Source organism: Micromonospora sp. CPCC 206061 (assembly GCF_036906915.1).
GTDB lineage: Bacteria > Actinomycetota > Actinomycetes > Mycobacteriales > Micromonosporaceae > Phytohabitans.
In genome coordinates, this window is sequence record NZ_JBAKHX010000136.1 from 1 (window position 1) to 12,327 (window position 12,327).

The 12,327-nt window shown below is 67.6% G+C and carries 16 protein-coding genes and 1 pseudogene; 7 read left to right on the forward strand and 10 right to left on the reverse strand.

The window, feature by feature from the left end; translation table 11 throughout:
• Positions 1–452: 452 nt before the first annotated feature.
• Entirely contained in the window at positions 453–683 is a 231-nt protein-coding gene (locus V6V89_RS39665) for a universal stress protein (RefSeq protein ID WP_334624851.1), read from the forward strand.
• Positions 684–793: 110 nt separating this feature from the next.
• On the opposite strand, the pseudogene V6V89_RS39670 reads toward V6V89_RS39665, so the two are convergent.
• The 8 genes and pseudogenes from V6V89_RS39670 to V6V89_RS39705 all read right to left on the reverse strand — a co-directional run.
• A pseudogene (locus V6V89_RS39670) lies at positions 794–1,002 on the reverse strand (cbb3-type cytochrome c oxidase subunit I); the annotation flags it as partial.
• Positions 1,003–1,173: 171 nt separating this feature from the next.
• A complete protein-coding gene (locus tag V6V89_RS39675) occupies positions 1,174–1,842 on the reverse strand; it encodes an adenylate kinase (protein ID WP_334624852.1) in 669 nt (222 codons plus the stop codon).
• 254 nt (positions 1,843–2,096) lie between these two features.
• Complete coding sequence (locus V6V89_RS39680; protein ID WP_334624853.1) at positions 2,097–2,255, reverse strand: hypothetical protein; 159 nt, start codon at positions 2,253–2,255, stop codon at positions 2,097–2,099.
• A gap of 82 nt (positions 2,256–2,337) precedes the next feature.
• On the reverse strand, positions 2,338–3,063 hold the full coding sequence (locus tag V6V89_RS39685) for a CBS domain-containing protein (protein WP_334624854.1): 726 nt from the start codon (positions 3,061–3,063) through the stop codon (positions 2,338–2,340).
• A gap of 104 nt (positions 3,064–3,167) precedes the next feature.
• Positions 3,168–3,290, reverse strand: a complete 123-nt coding sequence (locus tag V6V89_RS39690; protein ID WP_334624855.1) for a hypothetical protein — start codon at positions 3,288–3,290, stop codon at positions 3,168–3,170.
• 85 nt (positions 3,291–3,375) lie between these two features.
• Positions 3,376–3,915, reverse strand: coding sequence for a universal stress protein (locus V6V89_RS39695; protein ID WP_334624856.1), 540 nt, complete (start codon positions 3,913–3,915; stop codon positions 3,376–3,378).
• Positions 3,912–4,205: a universal stress protein gene (locus V6V89_RS39700; protein WP_334624857.1), complete on the reverse strand. Its 294-nt coding sequence runs from the start codon at positions 4,203–4,205 to the stop codon at positions 3,912–3,914. The genes V6V89_RS39695 and V6V89_RS39700 overlap by 4 nt, the downstream gene beginning before the upstream one ends.
• Positions 4,206–4,906: 701 nt before the next feature.
• Positions 4,907–6,160, reverse strand: a complete 1,254-nt coding sequence (locus V6V89_RS39705; RefSeq protein ID WP_334624858.1) for a PucR family transcriptional regulator — start codon at positions 6,158–6,160, stop codon at positions 4,907–4,909.
• Positions 6,161–6,697: 537 nt separating this feature from the next.
• Here V6V89_RS39705 and V6V89_RS39710 point away from each other — a divergent pair.
• A complete protein-coding gene (locus V6V89_RS39710) occupies positions 6,698–6,874 on the forward strand; it encodes a hypothetical protein (RefSeq protein ID WP_334624859.1) in 177 nt (58 codons plus the stop codon).
• Positions 6,875–6,962: 88 nt separating this feature from the next.
• Here the strand turns inward: V6V89_RS39710 and V6V89_RS39715 are convergent, their stop codons facing one another.
• Positions 6,963–7,283: a hypothetical protein gene (locus V6V89_RS39715; protein WP_334624861.1), complete on the reverse strand. Its 321-nt coding sequence runs from the start codon at positions 7,281–7,283 to the stop codon at positions 6,963–6,965.
• A 186-nt stretch (positions 7,284–7,469) separates the two neighbouring features.
• On the opposite strand from V6V89_RS39715, the gene V6V89_RS41995 reads away from it, so the two are divergent.
• The 3 genes from V6V89_RS41995 (at position 7,470) to V6V89_RS39735 (ending at position 9,905) form a co-directional block, all read left to right on the forward strand.
• On the forward strand, positions 7,470–8,114 hold the full coding sequence (locus V6V89_RS41995; protein WP_442935307.1) for a baeRF7 domain-containing protein: 645 nt from the start codon (positions 7,470–7,472) through the stop codon (positions 8,112–8,114).
• A 608-nt stretch (positions 8,115–8,722) separates the two neighbouring features.
• On the forward strand, positions 8,723–9,490 hold the full coding sequence (locus V6V89_RS39730) for a rod shape-determining protein (protein ID WP_334624865.1): 768 nt from the start codon (positions 8,723–8,725) through the stop codon (positions 9,488–9,490).
• 94 nt (positions 9,491–9,584) lie between these two features.
• Positions 9,585–9,905, forward strand: coding sequence for a TraR/DksA family transcriptional regulator (locus V6V89_RS39735; RefSeq protein ID WP_334624866.1), 321 nt, complete (start codon positions 9,585–9,587; stop codon positions 9,903–9,905).
• 90 nt (positions 9,906–9,995) lie between these two features.
• Here the strand turns inward: V6V89_RS39735 and V6V89_RS39740 are convergent, their stop codons facing one another.
• Positions 9,996–10,337, reverse strand: a complete 342-nt coding sequence (locus tag V6V89_RS39740; RefSeq protein ID WP_334624867.1) for an Hsp70 family protein — start codon at positions 10,335–10,337, stop codon at positions 9,996–9,998.
• A 176-nt stretch (positions 10,338–10,513) separates the two neighbouring features.
• Between V6V89_RS39740 and V6V89_RS39745 the strand changes: the two genes are divergently transcribed.
• Together V6V89_RS39745 and V6V89_RS39750 are read left to right on the forward strand one after the other, a co-directional pair.
• Positions 10,514–10,651 (forward strand): hypothetical protein, encoded by a 138-nt coding sequence (locus tag V6V89_RS39745; RefSeq protein ID WP_334624868.1) that lies wholly within the window; start codon positions 10,514–10,516, stop codon positions 10,649–10,651.
• 75 nt (positions 10,652–10,726) lie between these two features.
• Positions 10,727–11,995, forward strand: coding sequence for an IS701 family transposase (locus tag V6V89_RS39750; RefSeq protein WP_334624869.1), 1,269 nt, complete (start codon positions 10,727–10,729; stop codon positions 11,993–11,995).
• Positions 11,996–12,327 lie beyond the last annotated feature (332 nt).

The following is a 12,327-nucleotide window of genomic DNA, read 5'->3' on the forward strand; positions in this document are numbered from 1 at the left end:
CCTCCCCATCACCACCACCCGAAACCCGCACCCCCGAAACGGGGTTATTCAGGAGCCTCCTAGAGGGCTGTGGATCTCGGTCATTATGCCGTCATCGGAGCCGGCGGCGCAGCATTTCGACCCGCAGTATGGAGCACCCCGTCCGTATCGACGTTCGGCACCAACGATGCTGGTGGGGCTATCCGCTGTGAGCGGCTACGCTGCGGTCACGTTGCCGATTCGTCGCGGGCAACGATCACCGGGCACGACGCCTGTGTGAGACATCGCGTCGAAATCGCCCGGTAGAAACCCCATCCAACCGCCGTTACCGCGGGTGCCCATGACAAGCAGATCGGCCGCTTCCGCAGCCTTCAATGCCGTGAACGCGGCTGGTGTCTGTGTGGCACGCCGGCCCCACACCCAGCGGGCGTTTATGCAGCACGCGGCAACAGCTTCCGCACAGTCGAAGGAACATGGCGCGGCTCCTCGTGGAGCTTGCCGAACGCGCGGACAGCGACGCGCTCGTACGCGGAAACCGCGGGCACGGACCCTTGGAGAGCCTGGTGGGCGGCAGCGTCGCCTCTCGCCTGCTTCAGCTCGCGCCATACCCCGTCATCCTGGTGCCGTTCCGGCCGCCGAATGGCACATCGCCGGCGGATTCCGACCCCGCCGGTGGCTCGCTTCAGGAACCACGCGGCGCGTAGCGCAGGACAGGCGGCGACGCTCGTTGAGCAGGCCACACTGCTGCTCGCCTTCCCGTAACGGCATCGAAGTCCAGTCGCAGTGCTGCACCAGGAACGTGGTGTGGAAGCCGAGAAACGTCCGGTGCACCGATCTGCAGCGGCACGATGTATCCTGCGAAGGCGAACACGATAGGCGTCGCGAACAACAGCAGGATGATCGTGCCATGCGTCGTGAACAGTTGGTTGTGTTGCTCCGGCGACAGGAACTGCATGCCGGCCGCGCCAGTTCGCCGCGCATCAGCAGCGCCATCAGGCCGCCGGCCATGAAGAACGCGAACGCGATGTTGCGGCTGTCCGATCGCGTTCCTCAGCGCCACATACGGCTTTGATCGTCCGTGGCGGACACCCGCAGCCGGCACCGGCAGGTACGTAGGCTTCGAGATGGGGATGCGCGGGCGGCGTTGCCGGCCCTGATTTCGGCCTAGCCTGCCGTTGTCCGCTGGCAGAAAATTCAGCCAGGTGGGTGGGTGGTCCGCCTGTCGCCGAAGGCTTCACCAAGCCCGGTGAGGTCGACCGGCGTCCGCGCTTTCTCAGGGACGTGATCCACGAAGGTCTTCATCACCTCGAGCGCGGCCAGAATCTCCCGGCCCACCTGCTCGGCCGGGCGCATCGCGTCGACCGAGACCAGAATGCCGCGAGCTCCGTACCAGGCGACGATCGGGTGTGTGACCTCGCGGTAGATTTCTAGCCGGCGTCGGATCACCTGTTCGGTGTCGTCGGCGCGACCTTCCAGCGCGGCCCGGGCTAGCAGACGACGGATGAGTTCGTGGTCGTCGGCCTGCAGGTGCAAGGCCACGTTCGCGGTCATCCCCAGTTCCCGGCCGATCTGGTACAGGGCGCGGGCCTGTGCCATGTTTCTGGGCACCCCGTCGAGCACGTACCCGCCGTTGGCCGCGACCAGTTCGAGTGCCTGCCGCACCATCTGCAGCACCAGATCGTCCGGCACCAACGCGCCGTTTTCGAGGTGCTGTCGTACCGCAAGCCCCAATTCGGTGCGCCGCGCGACATGGTCACGAAGCAGGTCACCGGTCGCGATGTGCGGTATCGCGAAATGGGCGCCGATGAGCGCCCCCTGCGTCCCTTTCCCCGCGCCAGGCGGCGCCACCATCAAGACACGCACTATCCGGCTTCCATCGATCCGCTGCGCTGCCGGCACTGACTCGATCATTGTCGGCTGGACGTTTCTCTCGCGCCCAAGCGGCGCGCCTCGCCCTCGCGTGTGGTCTTGACAGTCTCGCCCAGCCGGCCGCTGAATGTCCGCCATCATGAGCGTGTCGACGCCGGGTTGTTCCTGTGTTCAAGCACGTACGACCATCGGCGGTCGCCCGCCAGTCCAGCACTTCGCGCGGACGGCGGTCGCGTGGGGAAAGCCTGCTATCGGTTGGGCAGTTCGTACCAGCCGGTCAGATCGACGACCTGGATCTGGCTTGGCGTAAGTCGCGGCGCCAGGGCACCGAGTTCGGGGGCGGCGGTGGCGGCGATGCGCCGGATGCCTTCGCCCAGGTACGCGGGTGTGGTCCGCCACCTCTTCAACCCAGCACCGCTCAATGAGCTTGCATCCAGGCTTGGGGGACCGGCCGGGCCGCCGCTGACGGCCCTGGCCAGGTCCATGGCGTTACGACACTGCCACGCGGGTTGATCGCTCGGGGTGGAACGGTTCGGCGCTGAAGGGGTGGTTGCGGTTGACGCGTGAGCGGGCTAGGGCCGTGTCGTCGAAGTCGTAGCCGATGTGGTCGACGACCGAGGCAACGCCTGGCACTTGCCTGCTCAACCGCGCCGCGATGGAGGCTGTGGTGCGGCGGCCGACCGCACCGGTGAGGGTGACTACGCCGTCGCGGACGTCGACTTGCACCTGGTCGGGGCCGATCCACAGAGTCTTCCGCAGTACGCGCTGGATAACGTCCTGGCGGATTGCCACGTCAGGACGCGTCAGCGTGCGCAGCACGTCGGTGCGGGAGACGACGCCTAGTAGACGACCGGTCTCGCCGGTGACCAGCAGCCGCTTGACGTTGCGGGCCTGCATCTTCTTCGCTGCCGTGGCCAGCGACGCGTCCGCGGGGATGGTCACAGGCCGCGTGCTCATGAGCTCCCCGGCGGACCTGGCGGCGGCCTTGCCGGCACGGCGCCAGCGATGGCGCGTCTGGTTTCGGATCTCGCCGCCAACGTTCGGCAGCAGGTCCGCCTCCGACACGACACCTACCAGTTGGTCGTCGTCGCCGACGATCGGTACCGCGCTGATGCGGTGGGTGGTGAGAAGGTCAGCGATCTGCCTGACGGGGGTAGCAGCAGCCGCAGTGACCACCTCGCGGGTCATGACGTCCCGGACGCGCCATTGTTGCATTTCCGAGCACCTCCTGTTGTCTGGCGGATCCTGCCGCGCGGAGAAATGGCATCCTTGGCTTCCTCTCCAGTGTCCGCGCGCGGCGCATTCGCGGTCAGGTCTGGCTACGGCGAGTATTCGCCGGCCTGATTGCCGAACTGCGGCAACCGCGGGTAGGCGGGCAGCATGGCGCCGACCGGTGCCACGAGAGCGCTGCCGACGAACGGCGAGCTAGTTCCGGTCGGCACCTGCGAGCGTTACTTGCCGTATGACGGGTGCGCAGTGTTCGGTACGTCCTGGCGGCGCTCCGGCGAGGATTCGCCGGTCCTACGGTCAGGTTGCCGGTTTGTCGCGGGCGACGACCACCGGGCAGCGTGCGTGCGTCAGACACCGCATCGAAACCGAACCCAGCAAAAGTCCTTTCCATCCGCCGTTGCCGCGGGTGCCCACGACGAGCAGGTCGGCGGCTTGGGCGGCTCCCAGAAGCGCCGCTTCCGGAAAAGCCTTGGCCAGAACCGTATCCACGTCCGACCGGGTCGGGTCGATGGCACCGCGATCCAGAGACTCCTCCAGCCGCGACCGCGCCTGCCTCTCCACTTTCTCGACATCTGCCGGCGGAACTCGTCTGGCCGGCGCGGTAAGGGTCAGATATGGCAGGGTCCATGCGTGTATCACTTGCAGTTTGGCTCCCCGCGCGACTGCCATCTCTTGGGCCAAGCGCAACGCGGCGACGGAGCCAGATGACCCGTCGACCCCCACCACGACGCGGCCGGTTCTGATGTGCCGCCGGCGGTCGCCCCGCACGACCACCACCGGGCCACGTCCGTACTGCGCGCAGCTGTGGCTGACCGAACCCAGCATCGCGGCCTTCATGCCCCCCCCGCCCGCGAATCAATCGGCACATCGGTCACGGCCGCTTCTCGAACCACAGCGTTCACATGAGATGAGAGGTCGTCGACCAGTTGGGACCGAAGCTCGGCCACTGAGTGCAGCGCTGCAAGGTTCTCGGTCTCTTCAGGGGTCCCGGCTGGATACCACGCCCCAACCGTCCGTAACGGCAACTGTCTCAGCTGAGCCTCGCGTAGTGCCCAGCTCAATGCGTCGTCGGATTCAGCCGACCCGTCAACGCCGACCACCACGCTGGTGAACGCCACTCGCGTCACCTCTCCTACCGTCGCCAGATCGGACCCTGTGCGCCGCCGCGTGCTCGCATCGGCACGCGAAGGGGTTAGCGCGTTTCGATGTCCATGCCGAACCCGTGTGCATCGAAGGGCTGCGATGGCGACGGTGTCGTCACCTGCCTGAAGGTTAAGGTCTTGTCAGACTGCGGCCAACATGAGCCCGTCGGTGCTCGATCATCGGTGAGCCGGGAGAGGCGGGCGCTGTGCGGTGCGCGCGGACACGCTGCCCGAGCGTGGCTGCTCAGTAGGCCTCGACCTCGGTCGCCTGGCGGGTTGGGTGGTGGAAATAGTCGATCCTCCCCTGCCCTGGCCTGCGTGGCTAGGGCGAACAGCGCAGATGAGCCATTCTCACACAAGGGGGCTGGTTAATAACCTGATCCACGGTACGTGCCGACGGTACGCACAACCTCTCTGCTTATTGGAAGGGCATCCGCGATGCTGCGACCGCGCGAAACCGCGACGAGGGAACGCAAGGCGCTGACCGGGCTGTGGCGGTTCCGGCTGGATGGCGCGGCTGAGGGCAGATCCGAACGGTGGTTCGCCGGAGATCTTCCGGCAGCGCCTGCACCCAGGGCCACCAGTCGGCTGTCGCCGGTGGCCGGCAACAGCCCCAGCGGCCGCGATCGCTCACTGATGGTTCCGGCACCTGCCGCCGAACACCTGAGGCTGGAGCGTGGGGATCGCTACCCGGTGCTCGGCAGCGCCTCGGTCGGCCAGTTGAGGAGCTTGGCGCCTAGCACCGCGGCTTGCAGGGTGAACCTGTGTTCCGGGTTGGCCACGTCGTAGCCGGTCATGGTCTTGATCCGGTCCAGGCGGTAGGTCACGGTGCGTACCGACACGTGCAGGCTCTTGGCCGATTCGGTGGCCACGCCGCCCGTGGCGAAGTAGGCGTCCAGCGTTTCCAACAACGGTTCGGCTCCGCCGCGCGCGTGAACCAGCGGGTTGAGCACCGCGAAGACGAGATCCACGATGGCGGGTTGGTCGCGGAGCAGCACTCGATAGATCAGGAGGTCGTGCGCGGTGACGACGGTCTTGTCGACGTGTAGTCGTCCGGCCATGGTCAGCGCTTCGCGGGCCTCTTCGTAGGAGCGGGCTATGCCGTACAGGCCGGGGTGGGCACGACCGACCGCGACCCGCCACGGTCGTCCGTGCCGGAGGCGGTTGAGTTCGCCGTACATCAGCAGGCCCAGGTCGCTGTCCTGGCCGGTCGCGGGTGCGGTCTTGCCGGTATTGGCTGCCGTGGCGGGGGCGAGGACGACCAGCAGGCCTTCCTTGGTGGCGACCAGAACGTCGCGGTCGCCGAGCCGGTCGAAGATGACCGCCTCAAGTGCGCTGATGGCGGCGTCGGTGTCGGGCAGCCGCCGGCTCGGCGAGGCGAGCGCCACCTGGTGTACCCGGGCGAGGTCTAGCCCGAATGGTTCGGCCCGTTCGACCAAGGCGCCGAGGTCGGAGTCGCCGCGCAGCAGGTCATCGATGAGTTCCCGGCGCAGGACCTCCTCACGGCGCACCAGGTCGCGGCGGGCCACCGCGTAGCCCTCGGCGAGGGTGGCGACCGCGTCATCGATGACGTGTAGCACCGCGGCGGCGGCGGCGCGGACCGCCTCGCGGTCGCGGGAGCGCACCACTGTGGGCAGGTCCTGCCACAGCCGCCGCGCCGCCGACAGGTACAACTGCACCACACGGCCGGCGGAGATGCCCTGCTCGGCGGCTTGGCGGCCGAGCTGACCCACCGCGTCCAGTTCAGCGCGTTTGGGTCGGCGTCCGGTGACTGCCGCGTCGGCGAGCAGTGGGAGGTAATCGCCGAGCAGCCGCACCGGTACACCCCCGGCGTCACGGGCGGCGGCGTTGGCAACGTCTACCAGCCACGCCTCCTGCGCTAGCGGTGGTGCGACCGCTGCGGCGGGTCGCCGCCGGCTGTCGGCCAACGTCAACCTCACCTCCCGCCGACGTCGATGTGGGCTAAGGTCAGCAGCGATGCGTCCGCGGCCGCCGTCGTACGGGCGCACGGCCGATCTTGGCCGTCACAGAAGCTATTTTGCCGGACACCGGCAGCTTATACCGGCTGCGGTCTGCGTGCCGCCGCCCTGTCCGGAGCCGCTGTGCCCGGTGAGCATGGAGTTGAGACTAGGCGCGGGCAGTTGGCCCCGCACGGTCGCGCGTCACCCGGCCGGGCCGCGATGCGTGGCCCGGCCGGTCCAACCGATGACGTCAAGGAGGCCTCATGCGTTGGAACCGCCGATTCGTCTGGGTACTAGCCGCTGGTGCAATCGTGCCGGGGCAGCTGCGCTGTTCTTCACACGTGTCCTTGCCGAGGCGGTCGTGATGGTCGCTCACCGACGTCGCTCCCAAGTCAGCCAGCGGCCGCTCCGCTGGGCAATCGGCACGGGCACTCGTACCCGGGCGTACGCCTAACAGAAGGCCCGATCGGAGGTACTGCAGTGATCAGCGAAACCATGCCGACCGCCGTTGTCTGGTTGCCACGTCTGCCAGGCCCACCGGCCGCGATCGGCGTCGCCACCGACCCAACGCCGGTCACCACCACGGAGAGGGCCGCACACGCCGACGGCGGTATCGACCTCTCCCCCGGCGACATCGTCGACGAGTGGGGGCGACAATCGTTCCCCGCCAGCGACCCACCGGCGAACTGGTAGCGAGCGCAGACACCATGGGGCGAACATGCCCACCCGGCGGCAGCCAACAACCGGCACATGATTGACGTGGCGGCGCGGCCGGACCCGCTCACCGCCGGATCCAAAATCGGAGGCTGCGATGGATCTGTTGAACGCGCGTGAGCTCACGCGGTTGGCAGGCGGGCCGCGGTAGCACTCGGATCTCAGTGTTCGTGCCAACCATCACCACGGTCCGCAAACCGACCGCAACCGCATCCGGATCAAGAACCTGCTTCGGGACGCCGAACAGGCCCTGCGCGCCGACAGCATGCGCACGGCGCGGATCGATGAGGTCGTCGAACCGGCGCGCCAACTGCTCGACCTGGCAAGGATATGGGATCGACCCGACGACGGTCTGGCCCTGTTCCTGGCACTGCAGGAATTCCGCCATCTGCGCGTTCCGCTGCGGCTACCGGAGCTGGTGACCATCGGCCCGGTTCATGGTGCGTCCGCTGCTGCCGCTGCTGACGGCAGGTGGCCATTTCCACGTGCTGACACTCACCCAGGACGAGATCCGTTGTTCGAAGGCACTCATCGCAAGCTCGTCGAGGTCGACCTCGACGGGCTGCCGTTGGCGGTGTGGGCGGCCATGCCGCGCCAGCGGCCTCAGGTCCACGCCGTCCTCTCCGGCCACGGCGGAACAGGCGGCCGGACGGTCTTCCACGGCAACGGTGAGGATGACACCAGGTTGCGGGTGCTGCAGCACTTCCAGTGCGTCGACCACGCCTTGTGCAACACAGTAGGTGACCAACAGTGCCCGCTGGTGCTCGCCGGTATGTGCTCTTTGCAGCCCGTTTGCCGCAAGGTCAACAGCCATTCAAGGCTACTGCCTGCTGGCGTGGACGGGGCAGCCACGCGACCTGCCACCACATCTGCTGCATCGTCAGGCCTGGTGCCTCGTCCAACCGCTGCTGCGCCGCGACGAGACCGCCGCGGCAGACACCTATCGCACGCTGCATGGCACCGGGCGCACCAGCACGATCCAGGTGAGGTATGCAGGGCGGCCCACCACGGACGTGTCGATGCGCCGTTCCTGTCCACCGATGCGCCAGGCTGGATCACAAACTCCGGATCGCTTATCCGGGTCATTGACATCCTCGAGCAGGCCGAGGACCTCGACGGCGCGGCCGTGGCGACGCTGCGCCGAGGTGGGTGGGTGTACGCCGTACCGGCCGTACGGATGCCCGACCGCGGCCCTGTAGCCGCCATCTTGCGTTTCTGACCGGATGTCAACGGTCAGACGGCCCCGTGCAACACGGCCGCGCCGGCCGAGACACGGTGACGAGGTGATGTCCAGCGCAGCGAATTGCCGACGATCGGCAACCACGACCGGGAACGATTTCCGGCCGGAGCCCATGCGGCGACGGTAGGACTAGCCGACGCTGGAGCTTCCATCCCAGTGGCCGCGTTGTAAGGAGGCGGTGATGACGACCTGGACGGCGACGCACCGGCGGGCCGTCGTGGACCCGCCCGTCCCGTCGCCCGCTGCCCCGGCGGCGGGCTCCACACCGCGACCACATCGGCAAACACAGCATGGCCACAGCGATGCACTCGATGCCGGCCCCGCGGCTGGCTTCCCTTTTGGCCTGCGCGCAGGGACGGCGCAGGAGTAGCCGGTCTGGCGTCGTGGCATTCGCGAATGCCGTCAGCGATAGGTTCCACATCGTCCGCTGAGTGGACTGTGCGACGCACATCCAGTGCTGGCACCGCCTTTTCGTCTCCCCCGGTTTTCCCGTGGCGTTTACGCACGCTAAGGAGTTCGCTGTGAGCATCGTCGATCGCGCTGGTGAACCCCCTGCCGGTCCGGCCACCGGCAGGCACAGTCGTCGCGTGTCGAACAGGATGGCCGTGGTCGCGGAGCCAGCCGCCGTCGGTGTCGACCTCGGCAGCGACTACACCCGAATCTGGGCATCGGGCCGGTCACTGCTGCAAGCACCCACGATCAGCGACAGCCTGATCAACCCGAGCAGACTGATCCAACGTGGCCGCATCACCGACCCTGCATCATTGGAGTCGATGCTGGCACGCCTTCTGCGTCGCCACCACCGGCCGGTGCCCGCCGGCGCGATCATCGTCGCGTGCCGCCCGGTGCTGGCCACCGCGGAGGAGGAGGCCGCCACCCGGCAGGTACTCGTCGATGTGTTCAATCCGTCCATTGTGCTGCTCATCGACACGGTGCGGGCCGCGGCCATCGGCGCTGGCGCCGCACCCGGACCGTTGCTCGTGGCCGACATTGGGGCGCATCTGACCGAGGTCGCCGTGCTCGCCGGCGGCACGCTCACCGCGACCCGCCGCGCCGACCTCGGTCTTCGGGACCTCATCGGGCCGAGCGGCTCCGACCTGATCGTCGACACCATCGGCGGCTTCGTCGACGATCTGCGACACGACCCGCAGAGCCGAGATCAGGCCGCAGACGCCATTGGCAATGGGCTGCTTCTAGTCGGTGGCGGCGCCGCCCAGCCGGCGTTGACGGCGCGCACCGCCGCCGCGCTCGAAATGGCGGTATGGCCATCCGCGACACCGCGCTTGGCCGCAGTCCGCGGTGCCGGCCTAGCCGCCCTAGCGGCCCTACGCCGCCGCGCCGCGACCGCCGCCTAACAGCGCGACGCCCTACTCACCGAGAACCACCCCATTCCGGCTGTGCCATCGCGCGCCGCGCGGCGGTACAGGATGCCAAGAAACGGAGCACGACATGAGCGTCAGCGCGCACGACCGCCTGCACACCCTGCGGAACGCCCTACAAGACCAGTTCGAGCGCTACACCCACAAGCTGACCACACTGACCGCACACGGCACCGCCCCCGAACACGAGGGTTTTGACCGGCAGACCGCTGTAGCTCTGATCGACTCGACCCGCCAAGCCCTGGCGGATACCACTCAGGCCCTCAAACGCATGACCGAAGGCACATACGGCCGTTGCGAACAGTGCCAGCTCGACATTCCCGTCGAACGGCTGGAGATTCTGCCCCACGCCCGGTTCTGCGTGCCGTGCCAGCAAACGCAGCACAGATAAGTACGCGACCGCGCGGCGTGACGCCCACACTGGTGAAGAGTTGGGGTGCGGACCCGGGAGGAGCTCAGGCAGGGCGTCCTTCAAGTCGCTCTAATTGGCAGAGACAGTCAACGTATCGCCAGTGCAGGTGCACTCTTCCAGCTCGAGGCTCAGCATCCGGCTGGACCCGCCGGCCAAGTACAGGTCGGACAGGTCAGCGGTCTGGATGTCGACGTCGACCAGCGCCGCCCGTGCGGCGGAGACGGTGCTGTCGAGGATCGGTCCGGCCAGCTCGTCGAGCCGGTCGCGGCGAAACGGCGCCTCTACGTCCAGCGGTACGCCGTTGCTGGAGTATCCGCGCCGATGAGGCGATGCGCCACGACCGACGCCGGTCGTGCGCCATTGTGGTCGAGGGGTCGTTGTTTCGGTATGCCTCTCCTGGCTAGAGACCATGGCCTGGCGCGGAGCAGGATCCGCCGCAAGGTCGAGCTGGTCGACCCATTCATGACCGGCCGTGTTCGGGCCAACGACGACCGCGGGTAGACGGCCGAGGATGTCGCCACGTTCGTGACGGTTGCGTGTCAGGGGCCGGACCGGGCCGGGCGAGCGCGTCACGGAGGGCGACCGCGTTGTGGTCCCTGCTGCGGTTTCCACACGTCGAAGGGCTCATCGACCGGGCGTTGGTCGACGGGGTGCCGCCGGTGGCGGCCTGGAGGCTCGCCGGGCTGCCCAAGGCCCTGCGGCCCAGCAGGTCTCGGCACTCCTAGCGGTAGTTTGTCGGCTTCGTAACCTTCTTCCGCTCTGTCGCGTTGCATCGGCAGGTGTGGTGTCGAGCGGCTGGGGTGCTGGTGGTTCGTGCGGTGTGTCCACCGGCTGCGGGTCCGTTGGAGGACTATGCGGCCGGGTTTGACGATCTGTTCTCCCGGCTGGCGCAGCGACGGGGGTTTCGTGAGTATCTGACCGGCCTGCTCGCGCCACGTGATCGCAACAAGACCTTGACCGGGCTGGCCGGGTCCGAGCCGGTCAAAGGGGCACAACACGCGGCCGTGCAACGGCTGCAGTACTTCCTGTCGCAGTCCACATGGGATGCCGAGCGGGTCAACGATCGACGGCTGGAGATCCTGGTCAACGACTCGGCGACCGCACCGCATGCCCGTGGTGTGATCGCCATCGACGACTCCGGCGACCGCAAGGACGGCACTCGCACCGCGCATGTCGGCCGACAATGGCTGGGCCGCTACGGCAAGACCGACAACGGCATCGTCACGGTAACCACCATCTGGGCCGACGAACGCCTCTACTATCCGCTGCACGTCGAGCCCTACACCCCAGCATCCCACTTAGCCAAGAAACGGGCCGATCCCGACTTCCGGACCAAGCTGCAGATCGCCGCGGACCTGGTGGCCAAGGCCCAAGCGGCCGGCGTGGTGTGTCGGGCGGTGGTGGCGGACTGCTTCTACGGCGATCACGATGACCTGCGCGCCGAGCTACGCCAGGGCGGCTGGGGTTTCGTCATGGCCCTCAAGCCGGCTCGCGGTACCTGGCAGTACGGTGCCGAGGCCTACACACCGAAAGACGCCGGGCGGGCCGTGCCGTGGAACGGTCCCGACGATCCCGGCGGCTGGAGGCCGGTGCAACGCCGTTTCCGTGACGGGCACACCGAAACCTGGTGGGCCACCGACGCCCAGCTGGGCTGGTGGGGACCCGACGGACACACCCGCCTCGTGGTCGCGACCACCGACCCGCAGACGCTGCCGGACAAGGCCACCTGGTACCTGGCCACGAATCTGCCCCGACCGGGCGGCCCGCACGACACCCCCGACGCGGCCCATGACCCAGCCGATCTGACCGAAGTCGTACGGCTCTACGGGATCCGGCACTGGATCGAGCAAAGCTACAAACAGGTCAAGGACGAACTCGGCTGGGCCGACTTCCAAGTCCGTTCCGCGACTGCGATCCGCCGCCACCAAACCCTGGTGAACTGCGTGTTCTCGTTCTGCTGGAACACCTGGTTCGACCAACCGTCCACAAACGACACCCCGATCGCCTCTCCGGAACCGTCAGACGACGACTCCGGAGAGAGGGGGCACTCCGGCCAGACCGCCAGCTGAACAGCCCAGTTGGCCCAAAGCCCTCCGCGCCGTCCGATCCTGGCTCACCCCATGGCTCCTGCTGCACCGCTACTGGACAGCCTGGACCGACAAGCCACCACCCGGCGAACTTCAGCAACTCCTCAACGCCGTCGCACAAGGCCACGCCCTCAACCTATATCTACCACCATAAAGGCGACAAACTACCGCTAGTTGTGGGTTCGGGTTGCGGTGTCGCGATGTTGTTTACTGAGTCGATGCGTGCGAAGCGCTCAGTCCAGGCGCCGACTGACCCGGTTCTGACGCAGCGGCTCGTCCTGACGCCGGTCGGTCTCGATGATGTCGATGACCTG